Source organism: Pseudoalteromonas sp. R86517, assembly GCF_042466295.1.
Classification (GTDB): domain Bacteria; phylum Pseudomonadota; class Gammaproteobacteria; order Enterobacterales; family Alteromonadaceae; genus Pseudoalteromonas; species Pseudoalteromonas atlantica.
In genome coordinates, this window is sequence record NZ_JAXHCB010000002.1 from 124,845 (window position 1) to 145,083 (window position 20,239).

At 39.4% G+C, this 20,239-nt stretch carries 14 protein-coding genes and 1 other annotated feature; of the genes, 5 read left to right on the forward strand and 9 right to left on the reverse strand.

Annotated elements, in window-relative coordinates; genetic code table 11:
* Positions 1-6 precede the first annotated feature (6 nt).
* From SJY38_RS16590 to SJY38_RS16600, 3 genes are all read left to right on the forward strand, one after another.
* Positions 7-1,713, forward strand: coding sequence for a hypothetical protein (locus SJY38_RS16590; protein ID WP_377110296.1), 1,707 nt, complete (start codon positions 7-9; stop codon positions 1,711-1,713).
* A 38-nt stretch (positions 1,714-1,751) separates the two neighbouring features.
* Positions 1,752-2,735: a heparin lyase I family protein gene (locus tag SJY38_RS16595; protein WP_377110297.1), complete on the forward strand. Its 984-nt coding sequence runs from the start codon at positions 1,752-1,754 to the stop codon at positions 2,733-2,735.
* A gap of 66 nt (positions 2,736-2,801) precedes the next feature.
* Entirely contained in the window at positions 2,802-6,086 is a 3,285-nt protein-coding gene (locus SJY38_RS16600) for a glycosyl hydrolase (RefSeq protein ID WP_377110298.1), read from the forward strand.
* A gap of 96 nt (positions 6,087-6,182) precedes the next feature.
* On the opposite strand, the gene SJY38_RS16605 is transcribed toward SJY38_RS16600, so the two are convergent.
* The 6 genes from SJY38_RS16605 to SJY38_RS16630 all read right to left on the reverse strand — a co-directional run bounded on the left by SJY38_RS16605 (position 6,183) and on the right by SJY38_RS16630 (position 13,401).
* Positions 6,183-7,133: a hypothetical protein gene (locus tag SJY38_RS16605; RefSeq protein ID WP_377110299.1), complete on the reverse strand. Its 951-nt coding sequence runs from the start codon at positions 7,131-7,133 to the stop codon at positions 6,183-6,185.
* Between the two features lie 22 nt (positions 7,134-7,155).
* Entirely contained in the window at positions 7,156-8,364 is a 1,209-nt protein-coding gene (locus tag SJY38_RS16610; protein WP_377110300.1) for a hypothetical protein, read from the reverse strand.
* 335 nt (positions 8,365-8,699) lie between these two features.
* A protein-coding gene (locus tag SJY38_RS16615) for an IS3 family transposase (RefSeq protein WP_223230517.1) occupies positions 8,700-9,919 on the reverse strand; the annotation gives its coding sequence in 2 pieces (ribosomal slippage) (positions 8,700-9,631 and positions 9,631-9,919; 1,221 coding nt in all).
* Positions 9,525-9,641: a sequence feature (AL1L pseudoknot), on the reverse strand. It overlaps the preceding gene by 117 nt.
* Before the next feature lie 204 nt (positions 9,920-10,123).
* Complete coding sequence (gene lldD, locus SJY38_RS16620) at positions 10,124-11,260, reverse strand: FMN-dependent L-lactate dehydrogenase LldD (RefSeq protein ID WP_377110301.1); 1,137 nt, start codon at positions 11,258-11,260, stop codon at positions 10,124-10,126.
* 166 nt (positions 11,261-11,426) lie between these two features.
* A complete protein-coding gene (locus SJY38_RS16625) occupies positions 11,427-12,095 on the reverse strand; it encodes a response regulator (protein WP_377110302.1) in 669 nt (222 codons plus the stop codon).
* The gene (locus tag SJY38_RS16630) at positions 12,088-13,401 is read right to left on the reverse strand and encodes a DUF4118 domain-containing protein (protein WP_377110303.1); all 1,314 of its coding nucleotides are present in this window, start codon (positions 13,399-13,401) and stop codon (positions 12,088-12,090) included. The genes SJY38_RS16625 and SJY38_RS16630 overlap by 8 nt, the downstream gene beginning before the upstream one ends.
* A gap of 178 nt (positions 13,402-13,579) precedes the next feature.
* On the opposite strand from SJY38_RS16630, the gene SJY38_RS16635 reads away from it, so the two are divergent.
* The gene (locus SJY38_RS16635; RefSeq protein WP_377110304.1) at positions 13,580-14,239 is read left to right on the forward strand and encodes a potassium channel family protein; all 660 of its coding nucleotides are present in this window, start codon (positions 13,580-13,582) and stop codon (positions 14,237-14,239) included.
* Positions 14,236-15,603: a TrkH family potassium uptake protein gene (locus tag SJY38_RS16640; protein ID WP_377110305.1), complete on the forward strand. Its 1,368-nt coding sequence runs from the start codon at positions 14,236-14,238 to the stop codon at positions 15,601-15,603. Before SJY38_RS16635 ends, SJY38_RS16640 begins: the two co-directional genes overlap by 4 nt.
* A 132-nt stretch (positions 15,604-15,735) precedes the next feature.
* Here SJY38_RS16640 and SJY38_RS16645 read toward each other — a convergent pair whose 3' ends face one another.
* From SJY38_RS16645 to SJY38_RS16655, 3 genes are all read right to left on the reverse strand, one after another.
* On the reverse strand, positions 15,736-17,022 hold the full coding sequence (locus SJY38_RS16645) for a sulfatase (protein WP_377110330.1): 1,287 nt from the start codon (positions 17,020-17,022) through the stop codon (positions 15,736-15,738).
* A 175-nt stretch (positions 17,023-17,197) separates the two neighbouring features.
* Positions 17,198-18,274 carry a class II fructose-bisphosphate aldolase gene (fbaA, locus tag SJY38_RS16650; protein ID WP_377110306.1) on the reverse strand — a complete coding sequence of 359 codons (1,077 nt, stop codon included), beginning with the start codon at positions 18,272-18,274 and terminating at the stop codon, positions 17,198-17,200.
* Between the two features lie 114 nt (positions 18,275-18,388).
* Entirely contained in the window at positions 18,389-20,104 is a 1,716-nt protein-coding gene (locus tag SJY38_RS16655; RefSeq protein ID WP_377110307.1) for a nucleoside transporter, read from the reverse strand.
* Positions 20,105-20,239: the final 135 nt, after the last annotated feature.

Consider the following 20,239-nt stretch of genomic DNA (forward strand, 5'->3'; position numbering starts at 1 on the left):
AAAACAATGAAACTACTTCAGCACACATTAATTACACTCTGTATTTGTATTTCTGGCTGCCAATCGTCTGCTACAACGGAATTTCATAAAGATAATATGATCGAACAGCAAAATGAAATGACACATACTTTCACTGCTGACTTCACCTCCGATGAAGCAAAGCTAGGTGAGATTTATGATTTTTATGATATCGCAGTAAGGACCGAGCGCGGTAACCCTAAATCTAAACCAGCTACCTTTGGTCGAAAAGCCAAAGTTAATACTGTCCGTATGCTAGGTGGTTGGTACAACCAAGATCTTACTGGTGATACTTATATTTGGGATGGAGAGAAATACGTCTACAATTTTAAAGCCGCGACTGATCGCATTGATAGTTGGCTTGAAAGTGATTGGGATATATTTCAAATAGTGTTAGATAACCCTCCTTGGGCATTCCAGCGTGGTTATAACTTTGTCAACGAGCCTGATGGCATACATTATTTAGCCAAAGACCGAGTCGGCGTTTATGGTAACGGTTTACCGCCAAAAGACGCAAAAGCCTGGCATAACTATATTTCAGCGTTCATAAAGCACTTAGTTTCAACCTATGGCGAAGAAAAAGTAAATAATTGGCGATTCAGAATTGGCTCAGAAATAGATACTCGGCCACAGCATTGGGCCGCCACTCAAGAAGAGTTTTTTAAACATTATCAGAACACCGTTTTAGCAATAAAGTCTGTGCTACCTAATGCCATAGTTGGTACTCACTTTAGAGAAGCGACCCATAAAAGTAAGTATATTGACTATACAGGCAACACTGAGGATGCTTATGCTCCAAGCTTTGTCAGCTGGGCAAAACAAAATAACGTACCCTATGACTTTTTAGCCATTTCCTATTACCCCCATATTACTCACCCCCATGAAATGGATATGCATGAAGTATATCAAACGCAAATAGCACCAATTCTCGAGCACCCTGATTATAACGATGATGCCCGTTTTGAGATTCATGAGTATAAATTTATCGTAAAAATGAAACGTGCTGGTTTCGTCAGTGTGGCAACGTCGCACAACTCTGCTTTTTTTGCCATGTTGTCAAAAATGATGCTCGAGAAAAACATAAAAGATGTTTACCAATGGGGTAATGCAAGAGATGGCTCCTATAGTCCGGAAGCAATGACGCAACTTGCACTCATCGATATGGTTGGCAATACTTTTTACCGTAATATACGAGGTGTTACTCAATCAATCAGTGGAAATTATATTGATGGTATATTTTCTCAAAACTCAAACAACCAAAACATTGATATTCTTATGTTTAGCTTTAATAAAGAAAACATGGAATATCAAGCACCCGAGCCAATCTCACTTTCATTAAATGTCGGTAAGCCAGTTGGTACCAAGTTTAAATACAGAGTTGCGCAAATTGATAACGCAAGCAATATTGATCAATTATTTTTTGCAGATCACCCTAATGCCATGATACCGCAAAGCCAAGGAGGCTGGCGCAAAGACGATGCTCACCCAACTGCATCAGCGACTAACGCATTAAACGAAGCCGGACTTAAAGTCTATAAAGAAAGCCTACCCAAATATGGAAAAATCAACACGCTCAACTGGAGTGAATGGCGCACATCTGTGACCAAGGAAAGTAAGGGTGCTTCTACCTCATTAGTAGAAATAGACAACACACTGCCCTCTTTCGCGGTGCAAAAATATCAGATCCAGTGGTAATAGAGCCCTAAAAATAAGACTAAGTAGGAATTTGATTAATGCGAAATAAATACTTTCAGCTCGCAGCATTGGCAGTGCTTTTATCAGGTTGTAATAGCAATGATTACACTGCAGATACTCAGGAATCACTCAGTACACCGAGTTACCCTGTCAACAATAAAACTAATAGTAATTCTGAGGTTAAGCGTCTTGATTCGGTGATCTATGAATCATTTGAACAAAGAGGATGGAATGCGGAAAATACCAGCCTTAGTATAAGTACACACCAGCCGGGACTCAATCGAGCACTACCGAAAAATTTTTTGTTCACTCAATTTCAAGGACCGCATTCCTTTTCGGTAGAAAGTTCAATTGCACGTTTCGGCAGTTTTTCAGCAAAGTTACATTGGCAGCATGATGAACCTCAAAAATACAATGGTGACCCTCAAGTGCTCGATAATACAGGCCGTAAAGCGATGGTTCATGGGCATAAAGCCAGCACGACATTAGCGACTGTTTGGTACGGCTTTAGCGCTTATTTTCCTAGCGAACAAACACAACTAGAGGATGGCCAAGGTGCTCTATTTTTTCAAATTCATGGAGCTAGAGACAAAAATAAAGAACCAAATCGTATCCCACCACTTTCAATAAACTTAGTGGAGAATGGCTTTAATATTGGCTATTCATGGGACAGTAAAAAGACCAGTACAAGTAGTCATGGTGAAGATAATGAAACCTTTGATGTTCCAGCTAAGCTAGCCGAATACCAAGACCGCTGGGTCGATTTTGTTATCAAGGTAAAAACAGACCCCTTTGAAAATAACGGTGCAATTTCTATTTGGGTGGATGGTAAGCAAATGGTTAACCGTACACATATTAAAATTGGCTATAACGATGACATGGGAGTTTACCCTTCATTTGGTTGGTATCTTTGGGGTAAATACGTCAACCGTAACCAAGACATGATTATGTATCTGGACGAAGTTCGTCAAGCCGAAGGGGAAGATATTAGCTATCAGGACGTTGCACCTAAAGCTAACTAATAGAGCGTTCTAAAGTGGGTTAAGCCAAACGCTAAATTAGTACCGTAAATTTTTAAAGAGAACAATATGAAATTCAAGACTCATACTATTCTGCCATTAGCTATAGCTGTATTTTCTCTAAATGCCTTAGCAGAACAATTATCCCCTGACTCGTTTAATGATCCCCAACAAAATTATTTACCTAAAACGTGGATGCATGCAATGAACGGTAACTTGAGTAAACCGGGGTTTACTCAAGACTTTAAAACCATGAAAGAAGCGGGCATTGGAGGGGCTATATTTTTTCATGTACATCGCCGTAATAGGCCCTATTCATCAGATGGTCCAATTCGATTTGGCACTGAAGAATTTTATGACCATCTTGTCCATGCAGCCGCACAGGCCGATAAAAATAACATTGAGTTTGGCATTCATAACGCCGATGGTTGGACTTCAAGTGGTGGTCCTTGGGTTACACCTGAAATATCGATGAAAAGGATCACTTGGTCAGAGAAAGCTGTAAAAATAAGCCAAGATAATCAACTATTTTTACCCCCTCAGCCAGGATTCTATGAGCAATTTTATCGTGATGTTGCAGTTATTGCGTTACCTGCAAATAAATATAACCAAAGTAACGCGTTTGCTAATGCGAAAGTGACTGTTTCAGATCCTACATTAAATGCTGACCTGCTCACCGACAATGACTGGGATAGCACATTAACTTTCAAAGAAAATAAAGCCAATAACTACTGGGTACAAGTAGAAGTTGATAAGCCAACCACATTGCGTAGTTTACATATTGAAACCCCTAACCGTCATGGTGATGCAGCATTACAAATATCAGCTGATGGTATTAACTTCACTACCGTCGTTAAAAAGCTAAGGCGGCCTCGACCCGGAGCAAGACTATGGGCTTTTAGCCCGCAGCTTATTAGTGAAGAAACGGATGGCTATAAAGCCAAATTCTTTCGTTTGGTGTTTGACAAACCTATAACACTAAAACGCTTTGACTTATGGTCAGTGCCGCGAATTGATGATTGGTTTTCGATGAATTCGATGGAACGAGGCCGAGTAAGTTTAGCACCTAAAATTAATCAATCTGCGATTACTAAAGCAAAAGATGTTTTAGTGTTGAATCGTGGCGAGTTACCCAAAAAAGGCATCAAACTCCCTAAAGGTAAATGGCGCGTCTTGCGTTTTGGTTACACCAGTACCGGCGCTTATAATGTACCCGCGACAGTTGAAGGTGAAGGGTTAGAGGTTGATAAGTTTGATGCAAAAGCCTTACGGTTCCACTTTGATGCTTTTGTAGGAAAATTAGTAAAAAAAGTGCAAGCAAAAGGCATTAACTCACTAAAAACAACTGAAATTGATAGCTATGAAGTGGGTGGACAAAACTGGACCACAGGGATAGAAAAAACCTTCCAAGAAAAGTTCGGTTACGACTTAATTAAGTGGTTACCTTTACTAACTGGCCGCGTAATTGAATCAGCAGAACATACAGGAGCTATTTTACAAGAGCTACGCCAGCATCAATCAGATTTAATGGTTGAAAACTACTTTGGTGAGTTTACTCGTTTATCACACCAATATGGCTTAGAGTCATACATTGAACCTTATGGCTGGGGCCCTTTTGATGAATTAGCCTCAGGCGGTAAAGCAGACCGTTTAATGGGCGAGTTTTGGGTGAAATCATTCCCAGGTACAGACAAGGTTTATCATGGGCGAACCAGTGCTGCTATTTCATCAGGTCATATCTACGGTAAAAAAATCATCTCCGCGGAGTCATTTACCTCTACAACCGTTAACTGGAAAGGCCACCCATTCTATTACAAACATCATGGTGATCATATGTGGGCTCGAGGCATTAACGAGACCATGTTCCACCGCTTTGCACATCAGCCCAACAATCATATTAAGCCGGGTATGACAATGGACTCAATTGGGTCTCATATTGATCGCACTCAAACATGGTGGAATAACGGGGGGACGCATTGGTTTAAATATTTAGCCCGCGGATCGTACCTATTACAACAAGGTGTGCCGGACGCTGATTTTTTAGTACATGTAGGCGATGTTGCACCAGTACGAGGAAATAGTGATGTTGAAATACCAGCAGGTTTTGGTCACGACTTCACTAATACCGATGTATTGCTTAACCGTATAAGTGTAAAAGATGGCTGGCTTGTCTTACCTGAAGGTACTCGATATAAAGCATTATACTTAACCAAAACTGATTATCTCCACTTAAAAACGTTAAAACGGATACAGTCGTTAGTAGCTGCTGGTGCAACCGTTATTGGTAACAAACCGAAAGATGTGATCGGGTTCAGCGAGTGGCCAAATAGAGACAAATTTCAGCAAATTACTGATGAGCTTTGGCCAAATACTGCAAGCACCATTAAGGCTTATAAAAAAGGCCTTGTAAGCAACTTAAGTCTTGCTGAGACAATTAAGGAACTTAAATTACAACCTGATCTTTTAATAAACGACGAGTCCGTAAAAGTTTTTGCAAAACGCCGCATTGACGGTAATGACTTATACTTTTTTCACAGTGAAAAGCCAGAGTTTCAACAAATCAACATCGAAATACGTGATGGCGACGGCTCACCGGAGATTTGGAACAATACGGATGGCACTATTGAACAAATCCAAAATTACCGCAGAGACGGTAATCGAATCATATTTGACTTAGTGCTTGAGCCTTATGCGAGCCGATTTATTTTGATTCGTCGTGATAAAAACACGCCACAATATAACGGTGCACACTCTCAACTTGTTACAGATATGTACCTAAAAGACAAGGAAAAAAGGAGAATAGAAGAGCTAAACAACTCGTGGAATATTGAGTTTGACCAAAATTTGGCAGGTCCCGGATCAGTAACATTTGATAAATTACAGGATTGGAGTACCCACCCAAATGAAGGAATAAGACACTATTCTGGCACCGCGAATTATTCCAAAACATTTTCTATCACTAAGGAGCAAATCAGTTCTGATAAAGCGATTTATCTTGATTTAGGTGAAGTACAGCAAATAGCAGAAGTCTCTCTTAATGGTAAAAAGTTAGGAACATTGTGGAAACCACCATTCGCTTTAAACATCAGTAAAACAATCAAGGTTGGTCGCAATGAACTCGAAGTAAAAATAACTAATACATGGGTGAACCGATTAATTGGTGACGAGGCACTTCCAGATACCAGTGGCTATAAAATGACAGGTACAACTGTACCTTGGCTCAATGCAAATGAGCCACCACCAAAGAGTGAGCGTGTGACTTTCACAGGTTATAATTTTTTTACAAAAGAGAAAAATAGAATACTTCAGAGCTCCGGATTATTAGGCCCTGTACGCATTATTAAGATAGATTAATAATTTAATACAATTAAAACCTTATCATGAAACCAGGGGGGGAAAATTATATTCACTAGCACAATAGTAAGCCTAAATATTGTGCTAGTAAGTTTATTAAGCATTCAGTAAGGTCAGAATATCGGCAATAACCGCCTTATTTTCAATACTCTGTGACGAATCACTTTTCATATAATATAACTGATTTAATAATGTATCTATATCGCCTAACTTAGATTGTTCCGATATGGCTAAGCTTCTGATAATACGTAGCATATGGCTTTCACTTACAGGATCCGACTTAACTAATAATTCATACACCGATAAATCAGTATAACTAGTATTGTTCAGCAGCACCTCTAATGCTGTATTTTTTATATTGAGACTTTGCGAATACTGGTAAAGGGTTTCAATTGAGGCTTGGTGTAAGTTTGCTAATTTAGCGTGTTCAGCATCGGCTAAAAATCTTAATAATTGGAGTTGTTCAATTTCACTTAAATATAAATTAAATACTGTATTTAACAGTTGCGCCTGCGCAGCTTTATCATCTAATGAAAATAATAATTGAATCGCAAAAGTGCGATTTTCGTCAATATGGTGGTATAGCAATTCGTCAATTACTGCTTTAATTTGTTCTGTAGTACCTTGCGCTAAAATTCTTTGCAAATAAATACGATGCTCACCATGCGGCAAATCAACTAATGTATTAAGTAACTGATAATAGATATCAGGTTGAGATTCTGCTAGTTGAGCGACTTTGTTTAGCATCACTTCTGACGATGAAATAATATCGTCATTTGACATGGGTTTACCTAACCTTTCTATCCAACTATTTATATCTCTAGTAAAACTAACACTACTGAAATTTTGTTTATGTAAAAAAGGCGGCGAAATAATTACGTCTTTTTCTACCAAGACCTCCTTTTTTGGAAAGGTATTTTCTAAGTCATCAACACTCAGTCTCTTCAAATCATCTAGTGTATCATTTTCTGATTGCAGTATTTGCTGCACGAAGAGTAATGCAAATAAAGTTACACCGATCAAAAGTGTAACTTTACGTAATGTCATTATTAACACCAACAAGTCACCATTATTCGTTTACAGAACGAATATCAATATAACTATTATAAGTATTTCCGGTGATACTAATAGGTGCATTACCTTGCTTAGACAATGCAATCACTGTTTTATTACGTCTCTGCGAAGTTGAGCCATCAGCACTGAAATTATTATTTTTCACCTGGTTTGAAGTACCACCAAGGTTCTCAAAAGTTACTCCTCTATATTTACCGCCACCGCCTAGCGCACTCTCGGAACCGGCAACCTTTCCACCTAAGTTTACAATGGCGTTATTGTTTACTTTGGAGTTACGCGTATTTTCTAATAATATCCCTCTTACAGAGCGATTGATTTCGTTATTTTCAATTGTGATATTTGACGCTACACGCCCTGGCAAGTTTTGCTTAATGCTAAGCCCAACTGCAGTGTCTACAATCTCGTTACCGCGCATCACTATACCATCAGCACCACGCTTAGAGGATATACCGTCATATGCACGCTTAATAACATTATTTATTAAGTGGTACTCACTTCGCATATTCGCATTTTGGCCATTAGCAGACACATAAATACCCGCATCGCGAATACCGTAAAACTCACTATTTCTTACTTCACCACGCTTTACTGAACTCATAAATACACCACTATCACCGCCAGCATCCGAAAAAACCTTTCCAGTACCTAACGTTCCTCGCATTAGCACATCATCAACAAGTGCGTTATTTATTCGCTGGGGTCCATTTGTCCACGCACCTCTTATAGATAATGCATCACCTGTTTTCTGAACTCCCTGTTTAGAAGGTGGTACAAGGCTTTGAATTGGCACAACGGCTGAGTTATCAGATTTTGAAAATTCAAAATAACCCCCCTCCCAACTCACGTTTGCGTTTCGCTTATTAGAATAACGGCATTGATCAGAAGCGCTTTTCACCGCATCAATACTAAACATGTCGCCATCAAGCCCTGCTGCCGAAGTGAAGCTAGCTCCTGATGCATTTACCGTTAAATCTTTTCTAACAACGATAGTAATAGGCTTAGATATAGTAAAATCACCAGTGATTGTAACTGGAACACCGGTATTAGTAGCTCTTTGCAGCGCCTCAACAAGTTGTGAATAATTTCCGCTGGCAGGATTAAATGGCTTTTTGGTGCAACTATTTTGCACTGCTTGGGCTAAACCTGATGTCGCTGACAGCGATAGAGCAATACTAAGGAACCCCAATAGTTTTATTTTTTTCATTCTATACCTTATATTATCTGACTAAATATGATTAATAGTTAATGGTATTGACTATACTGGACTGTTTTTGAATGTTACTAAACTAACAAATATTTAACAAGAAAAATAATCCCCAAAATGGGGTCGATGTGAAAAGTGGTGTTTACAGTAAAATATAGATATAAAAATGTATTAGCTGGAGTTTTTCGCTTTCCAATAAAAGACTTTAAGAAAGCATATATTGTAAAAAGCAATTTGATATAGCGAATAATGTATTCATTGTAGGGTTTTCACATAGGTGAACATTTATTGATTTATGAATCGCCCCGAGTTCATCGGAGACCAGTTTGTTTAAGTCAGGCCACTTTACCTGACTCGTTTAAATTATCATAGTAGTCTGTTTCATATTGAGCTGGTGAAATATACCCAATTGAAGATAATAAGCGTTGATTATTAAACCAATTGACCCACTCTAACGTTGCGTATTCAACAGCATCAACATTCTTCCACGGGCCATTTCTGCGAATAATCTCTGTTTTAAATAATCCATTTATTGTTTCAGCCAATGCATTGTCATAAGAGTCACCCACACTGCCTACAGACGCTTGAATTCCAGCTTCAGCAAGTCGCTCAGTGTATCGTATAGACAAATATTGGCTGCCTCTGTCGCTGTGGTGAATTAACCCTTCGGGGTTGCCACGATGCCAAATAGCTTGCTCTAACGCATCAAGAATAAGCTCTGTGTGCATTGTCGTTGATACACGCCAACCTACAATGTATCGTGAAAAAACATCTATCACGAAAGCGACATAAACAAACCCACTCCATGTGGCAACATAGGTGATGTCAGCTACCCAAAGTTGATTTGGCTGCTCAGCAGTAAATTGACGATTAACTAAATCAAGTGGCTTATCTTGTTGCTCGTCAGGTATCGTTGTCTTATGTGCTTTACCCCGACGAACACCTTGAATTCCCATAACTCGCATCAATCGTTCGACTGTACAGCGGGCGACTTGATGGTCGTCAAGCTGTAGCTGCTTCCATATTTTTCTTGCACCATAAACTGACATATTATCCTCCCACACTTCGCGAATGAGTATTATCAGCTCAGCATCACGCTTTTTGCGGTTAGACAGTCGCTCAGGCTCTCTTTGTATCTGTTTATGAGAATAATACGTTGATGGTGCAATCGGCAATTCCTTGCAAATTGACTCGACACCGTAATGCTCTCTGCAAGCATCAATAAAATCCACTATTACTTCTGTTTGCGGTCGAGCTCCGCTTGGGCGAAAAAAGCGGCAGCTTGCCTCAGGATATCATTCGTTCGCTTGAGCTCTTTATTCTCGCGCTCTAAGACGGCAAGGCGTTCTTCAGTTGATTGCGTATTAGAAGAGGGTTTAGACGGTTGAGCTTGAGATTTCTTGACCCATGCTCTAAGTGTTTCTGGGGTACATCCCAGTTTATCTGAAATCGATACTAGCGCAGCCCAAAGAGAAGGGTATTCATGCTGTTGTGTGGTAACAAGCCTAATTGCACGTTCACGAAATTCTGATGTATAGCGATTTGATTTTTTCATAGTTCCAGTTTCTCAAGTTATTGAGTCTCTGGCAAACACGGGGCGATTCATTAATAAGCTTCAGTTACAAAAAATAATATGTCTTATCTATGCTTGGTCTAATACACCATATTTAATAAAAATATGGTGTAATTAAAGCGTTTTGTTTCCACATAACTGCTAGGACTCCTAATAAATAGGTTTTCCTGTAGTTCAGAACAACTATTAATATGCAACCAAAGAATGTGGACCTAATTCATTAATTGATTTTGCACCAGTCAACGTCATCGCTACTCTCATCTCTTTTTCATAAAGGTCTAGTAAATGCTCAACGCCTTTTTGGCCATTCGTTGCTAATGCATAAATATAGGATCGCCCTAACATCGCGGAATCGGCACCTAAAGCCAACATTCTGACTACATCAAGCCCGTTTCGGATACCTGAGTCTACGAGAATTTTTATATCACCCTTCACTGCGTCGGCTATCTTAGGTAAAGCTCTAGCCGACGACAAAACGCCATCAAGTTGTCGACCACCATGATTGGATACAACAATCCCATCTGCGCCGAAGCGAACTGCATCTTTAGCGTCTTCTTCATCTAAAATACCCTTAATTATCATTGGACCATCCCAAAAATCTCTTATCCATTCAAGATCTTTCCAGCTAATCGATGGGTCAAAGTTGTTACCAAGCCAACCAATATAATCGACTAAAGACGTTTTTTCGTTGCGATATGCAGATATATTTCCAAGATCGTGAGGTTTACCCATCAAACCCACATCCACAGCCCAGCGAGGATGTGTCATAGCTTGTAATATTCGTTTTGACGCTGCGAATGGGCCACTCATGCCAGAGTGCATATCTCGGTATCGCGCACCTGGTACAGGCATATCTACTGTGAATACAAGGGTTTTCACGCCAGAAGCCTTTGCTCTTTCTAGCGCATTTTTCATAAAGCCTCGGTCTTTCAAAACATACAACTGAAACCACATTGCGCGGTCAATGTTAGGAGTAACTTCTTCTATTGGACACACTGACACTGTAGACATTGTAAAAGGGATCCCTTTATTTTCTGCAGCCTTAGCAGCTTGTACTTCCCCACGTCGTGCATACATGCCAGTTAAGCCTACAGGCGCCAAAATTAAAGGTAGGTCTAACTTCTCCCCAAATAGCTCCGCACTTAAATCTAGGTCAGACATATCTTTTAAAACACGCTGCCTTAAGGCTACATCAGATAAATCTTGTACATTTCTATTTAGTGTATGTTCTTTGTATGAGCCTCCATCAATATAATGAAATAGAAAAGGAGGTAGTTTAGCTTTAGCAGCTTTGCGGTAATCTGTAGAGGCTGAAATAATCATTTTACTTCCAATAGAACATATAGTTATTGTGTATTGGATAAATATACGCCACTTAATATTGCCTGTATATTGGCAATAATAAAAAAGACTGTTTCTTAAATGCGACTAATAACTTAGCTTTTATCCAACCACAGTGTTATTTCATACGCTTTATATTTAAAAATTTTCACTCTACTAATCTATACCCTACTGCAGGTTCAGTTAGAATATGTACCGGGTTAGCAGGGTTAACCTCTAGCTTTTGCCTAAGCTGTGCTATGTGGACACGAACATATTCAGGGCGCTCAATATATTGCTCACCCCAAACATCACTCAAAATAGCGTTATGTGTTAAAACTTTATCCTTGTTTTGAAACAACAAGAGTAAAATTTTATATTCTTTGTTAGTCAGTTTTACTTCGCCATTGTCAAGCTTCACTATATGCTTATGAGGATCGATGGTTATTTGTCCGCATTGCAATACCATACTTGGTTGCGTATTAGCCCTTAATAGTACTCGCATTCTAGCTAACAGCTCATTTGCACTAAAAGGCTTTGTAATATAGTCATTAGCCCCATTATCCAGAGCGGTTACTTTTTCAACTTCACCATCACGAGCAGAAAGAACTAATATTGGGATTTGACACCATTGACGTGCCTCAATTAACCAAGCTTGGCCATCCATATCGAGTAGTCCTAAATCTAGCAGAACTAAATCAAAGTTTTGCTCACTCATTAACGCAAAGCCATCGAGCCCATTGGCTCGGATAAATACGTTATACCCACTAGCTTTTAATAGTGTTTTTAAAAAACTCTGTAGGGGTGGTGAATCTTCAAGAATCAAAACATTAGCCATGCTTACCTCCCCAACTGAGAGTTGCTGTAGCTATTTTCGTTTGATCATCCACCCTTAACATAAACTCACCTTGATGAAACTTTGCAGCTACATCACAAATTACGCTGCCGAGCCCAACACCTTCATCTGCACTAGCCCGTTTATTCACTATTTGGTTACTAACTGATATTTTATAATGCATTACATTATCGGTTTCCTTTGTAGTAAATTGCACTGTGGCTACACCATCTCCATAACGCGCAGCGTTTTCGAATATATTTGCGAGCGCTATTTCAAGCAGCGTTATATCACCTAAACATTCCGTAGCCTTATCAAACGCTAGCTCTAAATTAAAGTTGCTCAATTGCTGTTGCCTACGACCCTTAGCCTCTGTAACTAAGGTGTGAACATTAATCGTTTGCCATACTAACTGTTCACCGATTTTATTTACTCGGCTTAACTCCATTACTTTATTAAAGTGCTGATTTAGGATTTCGCTTTGTTCATAAATATTTTTCGCTTGCTCAGTAATGATGTCCTGCTTTAATTCGATATTTTCATCGGCTAACATACTCGATGCACCCATAATAGTCGCCAGAGGTGTTCTTAAGTCATGCGATAAGCTACGAAGCAACGCGTTTTTAGCTCCCTCCAACTCGGCTTTTACTTGCATAGCAGCGGATTCACTTCTTAGTATTGAATTTTCGTGAACCTGAAATAATAATGACAGTGCGGTGTCGATGAATGCTCGCTTTTCTGCTGTCAGACTCGTATCAGTATAAAATCCTCCCCACTGAGTATTATGTTTAACAGTAAAATACTCTTCACAATTTTTAGCATTCCCTTCTTTACTATCCCACTTGAGTAAAATACCTAAATGCCCTTCTATTGCTATTGTAAATACCTTACGTTGCTGTGCTATATCATCTAAGCCATTAAGCGTTTTTGCTAACTCGTATAAACACCGGGTGTTATTAGCATGTAATTGCGTATCTCTAACATTTTTACTTAGCTCCCCAGCTAATTGACTAATCATTAACCCTACAATCAGCATGACAATAAAGGTGACTAAGTACTCAATTTTTTCGATATGAAACGTAAAATAAGGCATCACAAAAAACCAGTCAGTACATGCCACACTCACCAATGTCGTTATCGCCGCCAAAGCCGCATTTTGACGCACCGCAACCCATGCAACCCAAAGTAATTGCAACATAACTATGTCGGTGGTGGTTAACCAATCTCGCATAGGAAAAATAGCTAATACAATCAAAATAGGTGTGACTGTAGTTACTAAAACCCCTTTAAAACACGTATCAATATTCATTGTGCTCTCTCAAAAACGCTATGTTTATAGATTACTTCTTTTTAAAAGGCCCTGTATAAAGTTTTTATAAAGATTTTTAAACCCTGTATTAAATCTTTGTAAAGTTTACCTCTGGTAACGTGTTTATTTTTTTAAAAGCCTTAGCCTTTGTCGTGAAGCACTTTTTAAAGGAGCCAGCATGGCACAATTTACAGTTATCGGGCTAGGTAGTTTCGGTGTTACAGCTTCGCTTGAACTTGCAAATCAAGGGCATCATGTATGTGCTGCCGATATAAGCGAAAACACCATTAACATGTATGCTAATCAACTAAATTATACCGTTATTTTAGATGCCAGTGATGAAAATCAACTTGCACAGTTAGACTTAACCAGTTCTCAGGCTGTATTGGTAGCAATTGGCGAAAATATTGAGGCAAGTATTTTATGTGTACTGCATCTAAAAAACGTGGGAGTTAAACAAATATGGGTAAAAGCATGCTCTAAAAGCCATCATCAAATTTTAAGTCGACTTGGTGTATCTCGAATAATCCACCCAGAAGAGGAAATGGGCCTAAGAGTAGCAAATGCACTTAACTATCCGATGGTTAATCAGTACTTTGCGCTTACACAATCTACGTTTATTGTTGAGCTTGCCATCGATTTACATTTATCGGGCCGCACAATCGGCTGGCTTTTAAAAGAACGCAATTCAGATATAAAACCACTCACATTGCGCCGGGACGACAGTTTTAATACCGAACTTAATTTGGATACTGAACTACGTCATGGCGACAGCCTTGTGCTATTGGGCTCTAAACATTACCTAACAAAGCTCACTAAACGGTTCAAAGCGCTATGATTAACTGGCAAGCTAATGTACTCCCTAAGCCATTTAATCACCGTTTAAATGGCTTTAAAAAACAAATTAATCCTCCTTTAATCTTAACATGTGGGTTTATTGTACTCATTGTGTTGGGCACTGGTTTATTGTTGTTACCCGTTGCAAGTGTTCAGTCACTTAGTTTTATGCAGGCATTTTTTACTGCCTCTTCAGCGGTTACAGTAACAGGCCTGGTAGTGGTTGATACAGGAACGGTGCTGACTACATTTGGCCAAAGTGTTGTTATGGTACTTATTCAAATTGGCGGAATTGGTTTTATGACCCTCGCTGTTATTTCTTTCTTAACTATGGGAAAAAACTTGGGATTAAAGCAGCGCTTACTTGCAAGCCAAGCATTTGATACCAGCGATTTAAATGGCGTGATACACATAGCAAAGTGTGTGGTCTTATATTCGTTAATCATTGAATCTATAGCTTTTTTACTGCTATTCATCAATTGGATAGATAAATACAGTGTAACGCAGGCTGCGTACCAAAGCCTTTTTTATACTATTTCTGCATTTAATAATGCAGGCTTTGCACTTCATAGTAATAGCCTAGCGACCTTTAAGAGCGATGCCGCAACAAACTTTATCATTAGCGGTTTATTTATCGTAGGAGGGCTAGGGTTTACTGTTTTAATCGATATTTATCAACAGCGTCGTTGGTCTAAATTATCCACCAACACGCGGCTGGTACTCATAGCAACGGCAATTATAAATAGCTGTGCATTTTTACTTATTTTTTTATTTGAATATTCAAACCCTGCTACGCTTGCCTCTTTACCTTTTGATGACCAAATATTGGCAGCATGGTTTCAGGCTGTGACACCACGTACAGCAGGATTCAACACCTTAGCTATTAGCGATCTCACCGCCGATTCCACATTACTTACGTTACTGTTAATGATAATAGGCGGTGGCTCAGTAAGTACAGCTAGCGGTATAAAAATAGGCACATTTATTATTTTACTGCTGGCCATGTATAGTTACTTACGCCATAAACCACAAGTCACCGTATTCAACAGACAACTAAGTGATAGGCTTGTTATAAAAGCACTTAGCGTGTTAGTACTATACTTGTTCACTGCTTTTTTAAGCATCATGGTGATCAGTAAAATAGAGCAAGCTTCGCTTTTAGACATCACTTTTGAAACAATTTCAGCGCTCAGTACAGTCGGTTTATCTCGCGACTTCACGGGTAGTTTAAGTACACCAAGCCAAGTGGTTATTATTTTACTTATGTTGATAGGAAGAGTGGGACCACTTACTTTTGCATATTGTTTTACTAAGCCTAAATTACAGCCACTTAAATTTCCTGAAACATCGATTCAAATCGGATAAGGCATTGCGATTAAATAGATACTACCGACATCAATAAAAGCCTCATTGGAGGCTTTTATTGATGGCAAGTGCTTTGTGACTAAAAACTTACCGTAGATTTAACCACATTTGATGTCACAAATTTTGAGGAATCTATTGAATTACTTTACGTTTTTTTAATGGATACCATTGCTCGATTTTTTTCGCCAGCTTAGCAGCCACCTCAGGATATTGCGTAATTAAGTTATGTTGCTCATGCTCATCAGTCGCAAGGTGAAACAACTGCGGGCTCGTTAATGTGGTATGACGTTTACGATATTTATCAGTTTTTCCATCGTAGCTTAATATTAACTTCCAATCGCTATCAATAACCCACCTGTACATCAGTGAACCTTCAGGGTCATCTAAATCAGCAATATCATGTGCAAAACCCTCCCCAAAAATAGCTTCGCGATCAATAGAGGTTTCCGAGAGCATATTATCCATCAGATTCAAACCAGGCATATCTTTTGGGATAGGTAAGCCTACCGCCCCAAGTAATGTAGGAACGATATCAATGCTACTTATTAAGTCATGTCGTAATTGCGGCTTAAGCCTATCTTGCCATGAAAAGATAATAGGTGTTCGAACTCCTGCCTCACTCGGGCTTTGTTTTGAGCGTGGTAAAAAACTGTTTAATCTATCAGGATTTGATATCCAGCCGTTATCTGAGACGTAAACAATAATAGTATTATTTTTAACCCCTTTTTCTTCCAGGTGATTGAGTAGTGTTGCATTTGTTTCATCAAACCACTCTATCATTGCATAGTATTTTTTTACTGACTCGGGCAAGTCTAACGACTTGTATTTTTTATAAATCCTATCAACGGGATTATGAGGTGAGTGCGGCATGTAGGGTGCGTACCATACCAAGAAAGGTTTTTTGTCTTTAACCGCTCTATCTATGAATGAGGTCACAGGCTCCATACCTTCACGGCCAATTTTAAGCCCATCATCACCATGACGACCGCCTTTTTCAGGAAAACCACGAGTCATCCCCTCATCAAAACCGCCTCGCTTATAACTTCCTTCCCACCATTTACCGGATTGAAAAGAGACATACCCTTTTGGTTTTAGAAGCTGAGGTAATGTATCAACATTATCAATTTTAGAAATTAGCTTTTCACGTTGTGCATTATGCTCAGCGGATCCTTTTTTACCATATACTGAAAACGTAGGGGTGTTACCTGTGATACCAATGGTTGACGCGTAATATCCGGTGGCTATTGTAGCCAAAGAAGGTCTGCATAATGCAGTGGGTACATATCCAGCCTTAAATGTCAGACCATCCCGGGCTAATTTATCGAGTGTAGGCGTTTTGACAACAGGGTGTCCCATAAATCCATAATCATACCAAGCATGATCGTCTGATAGGATCAGCACAATATTAGGGGGGGGGATTCATCTGCGTAGGCAGGGCTTATAACAAACGACAAAAACGAAGTATAAAATAAGACTTTGAAATGACTTTTTATATTATCCATAATCAAGCTCTATATTGTGTTAAGTGGGATGTAGTTCAGAATGTGTGGGAAAGCTTGAATATCACCGAGGATACTCAAGCTCTTTTTTGCGATCAGTATCTATTGATACAGTTGAGTTCTTTAAAAGTTAGGCAAAGTCTTTTGGCCATAGATAGCTCTATTTGGCGCAGCCATACTCGAGGGTCATAGTATTTTTTATTTGGTGAATCAGGATCATTCGGTGAGCCAATCTGAGTTTGCAAATAGTCACTGTTGTTCTCATAGTACTTATGTACGCCTTGCCAGCAAGCCCATTGAGTATCGGTATCTATATTCATTTTTATGACGCCGTAACTGATAGCTTCTTTAATTTCTGCTGCTGAAGACCCTGAGCCACCATGAAAAACAAAGTTTAAGCTATTATGTGCAAGTTCATACTTATCTTGAACATATGCCTGTGAGTTTTTAAGGATGAGAGGCGTTAGTTTAACATTTCCTGGCTTATATACCCCGTGCACATTACCAAACGACGCAGCAATCGTGAAGGCATCACTCACTTCAATTAGATGTTCATAAGCATAAGCAACATCTTCAGGTTGTGTGTATAGTAGCGAGCTATCAATGCCAGAGTTATCAACGCCATCTTCTTCACCACCAGTGCAACCAAGCTCTATTTCAATACCCATATCCAGCTTAATCATTTTGGATAAGTACTCTTTACACGTTGCCGTATTTTCTTCCAGGCTCTCTTCTGATAAATCGAGCATATGTGAGCTAAACAACGGCTTTCCTGTGGCGTTATAATACGACTCGCCTTCATCTAATAAGCCATCAATCCACGGAAGAAGCTTTTTAGCAGCGTGATCCGTGTGCAAAATGACAGGTATTCCATAAAACTTAGCGACACCATGTACATAATGAGCGGCAGCGATTGCCCCAGCAATAGATGGTTCATGGCCTGATAATCCAACTCCTTTACCAACGAAAAAGGCCGATCCACTATATGAAAGCTGAATAATAATAGGAGAGTTGCATTCTTTTGCTGATTCAAGTGCCGCATTAATTGAGTTAGTGCTAACAACATTGACCGCAGGATAAGCAAAGTTATTCTCTCTCGCATAATCGAATAATACCTTCATCTGGCTCGCGTTAACAACACCAGGTGGTACTAGGTCACGTAAATCAGTCATTAAAACTCCTATTAGTTAACTATGAAAATTAATTTTAAGTATTAAAAAAGCTACACAGGGCATAGTAAATATAGTCTGAGTAGCTTAGTTATTTTTTCAAAAGTGGCTTATGTTTTATTTAGACGCAGCCAGCTCTTGCTCTAAAGCATCTGCTGACGGCTCACCTTGAGCCACCTTACTTTTTTGTAAATAGGCAAATGTGGCAGTCACAAAGTAAATCAATGTCGGCACAATTAACCATGTTCTCACAAGCTCAATATCTTGATTAATGTAAGAAAATATACCTAGGCATGCACATACCAATAGAGCCAAATATGACACCATAAAAGCAGCCCTAGTTATCATTGGTAAAGATTCTTTTTGCTGTGAGCCCTTATTGCTTTCGAACTTTTTCAGATAAGCAGCTTCAATTGACTTACGTTCAGCCTCCGCACTTTCTGCAACGGCTTGCTCAGAATATGTGTTCTTTGCTCCCATTGCATAAGCTAATCCGCAATACAACAACGTCGCAAAAATCCAAATTGGAATTAAGATGAAGAATAGGTGCAAGGTACCAGACGTTTCAAGTAAGTAACTCACCGCTAGAGAGCTTAACCACGTGATAATGGCAGCGTAATTCGTAGTATTACCCTTGTATTTTGACCAATAACGAGTGAAACCAATACGTGGGAAAATCCAGTGTTCAGCTACAATAACAGCACCGACAGGAGCCATCATTAAACCCATGATCCCAACAAAGCCTAACAATTGAGAAAATACAAACGGGAAACAGGCAATAATTGTAGTAACAATACCAACAACAACCGTTACCTTAGTACGGCCCCACTTATGATTTAATGAACTAAATGCTAAACCTGCGCGGTATATGGTTGGATTTGAAGTTGTCCAACCGGCAATAATAACAGCAATAATCCCGCAAGTTCCTAGCGCTTGAAAGGCAACTGAACCTGGGTCTAGTGCCACAATAGTTGTATTAAGTAAAATAGCTGCACCTGCGCCCATAATACCGGCACAAATCCATGCTAAATAGTGGCCAATAAACATACCTAATGCCGAGAAATAACCATAGCGAGAATAACGAGCAAAACGTAATAGGGTCATATCCCCCATTCCACCATGCATTGCTAAGTTAGCAACCCAAGCAAAAGCAGCTACATGCCAAAAGCCTATTCCACTATCTGTATCAACCCAAATTGATTGACTGGCAATATTTAAAAAGTCGGTAAGGCTACTAATTGAATTAACACCATTGGTAGCTGAGACAATTGTGGGCAACAGTACTAGGGCACCAACAATAAACATTAGAATCATCCAAGGAGCACAGATTTCAGCAAACGCGGCTAATTTTTCAAACCCTTTCACGGCCATAAAAACAACCACTGCGCCTACACCAAGTGCTACAAGCACAAATCTTAAATCTGTTGGGTACCAATCTACTTGAGGAGGGATATCAAAAAGAACACGAACAGCTGATGCTGATACTGTTATCATTGCACCTGCAAGCACACAAAATAATATGCCATTTATTACACTGTAGAGCTTTATAGTGCCCGGCCCTGCTATTTTTTCAAGGTAGGCGTAAAGAGTTAATCGCGTATCTGTGGCTATTGGCGCGGTGATCAAACCCCAAGTTAAAACGGCTAATAGGTTACCTAGTAGTAACCCTAATAATATATCACTGGCCCCTACTCCCCATGATACAAATAATGCACCTATTACAAATTCTGTTCCTGCAACATGCTCTCCTGCATAGCTACCAGCAAACGTATTTGCTGATTGTAATTTATTGGGAGAAACGGGCTGTGTTTCAAATTCTTCTGCTGTCGACATGCTGCCTCCATTGCGCCAATTTTTGTTCTTCTTATGACAAATGAATCGACGTTCTTTATTCTTATGTGTGTGTTTTCGTCAAAACATGCAAGGGCAATTAAATACCTTTGCATGTTTGATTCTTCTTTGTGTGTG

What these genes read in the sequence shown, in the direction of transcription:
- SJY38_RS16590 (WP_377110296.1), top strand. Translation starts at nt 7, where the DNA reads ATGAAACTACTTCAGCACACATTAATTACACTCTGTATTTGTATTTCT.
- SJY38_RS16595 (WP_377110297.1), top strand. Translation starts at nt 1,752, where the DNA reads ATGCGAAATAAATACTTTCAGCTCGCAGCATTGGCAGTGCTTTTATCA.
- SJY38_RS16600 (WP_377110298.1), top strand. Translation starts at nt 2,802, where the DNA reads ATGAAATTCAAGACTCATACTATTCTGCCATTAGCTATAGCTGTATTT.
- SJY38_RS16605 (WP_377110299.1), bottom strand. Translation starts at nt 7,133, where the DNA reads ATGACATTACGTAAAGTTACACTTTTGATCGGTGTAACTTTATTTGCA.
- SJY38_RS16610 (WP_377110300.1), bottom strand. Translation starts at nt 8,364, where the DNA reads ATGAAAAAAATAAAACTATTGGGGTTCCTTAGTATTGCTCTATCGCTG.
- lldD (WP_377110301.1), bottom strand. Translation starts at nt 11,260, where the DNA reads ATGATTATTTCAGCCTCTACAGATTACCGCAAAGCTGCTAAAGCTAAA.
- SJY38_RS16625 (WP_377110302.1), bottom strand. Translation starts at nt 12,095, where the DNA reads ATGGCTAATGTTTTGATTCTTGAAGATTCACCACCCCTACAGAGTTTT.
- SJY38_RS16630 (WP_377110303.1), bottom strand. Translation starts at nt 13,401, where the DNA reads ATGAATATTGATACGTGTTTTAAAGGGGTTTTAGTAACTACAGTCACA.
- SJY38_RS16635 (WP_377110304.1), top strand. Translation starts at nt 13,580, where the DNA reads ATGGCACAATTTACAGTTATCGGGCTAGGTAGTTTCGGTGTTACAGCT.
- SJY38_RS16640 (WP_377110305.1), top strand. Translation starts at nt 14,236, where the DNA reads ATGATTAACTGGCAAGCTAATGTACTCCCTAAGCCATTTAATCACCGT.
- fbaA (WP_377110306.1), bottom strand. Translation starts at nt 18,274, where the DNA reads ATGACTGATTTACGTGACCTAGTACCACCTGGTGTTGTTAACGCGAGC.
- SJY38_RS16655 (WP_377110307.1), bottom strand. Translation starts at nt 20,104, where the DNA reads ATGTCGACAGCAGAAGAATTTGAAACACAGCCCGTTTCTCCCAATAAA.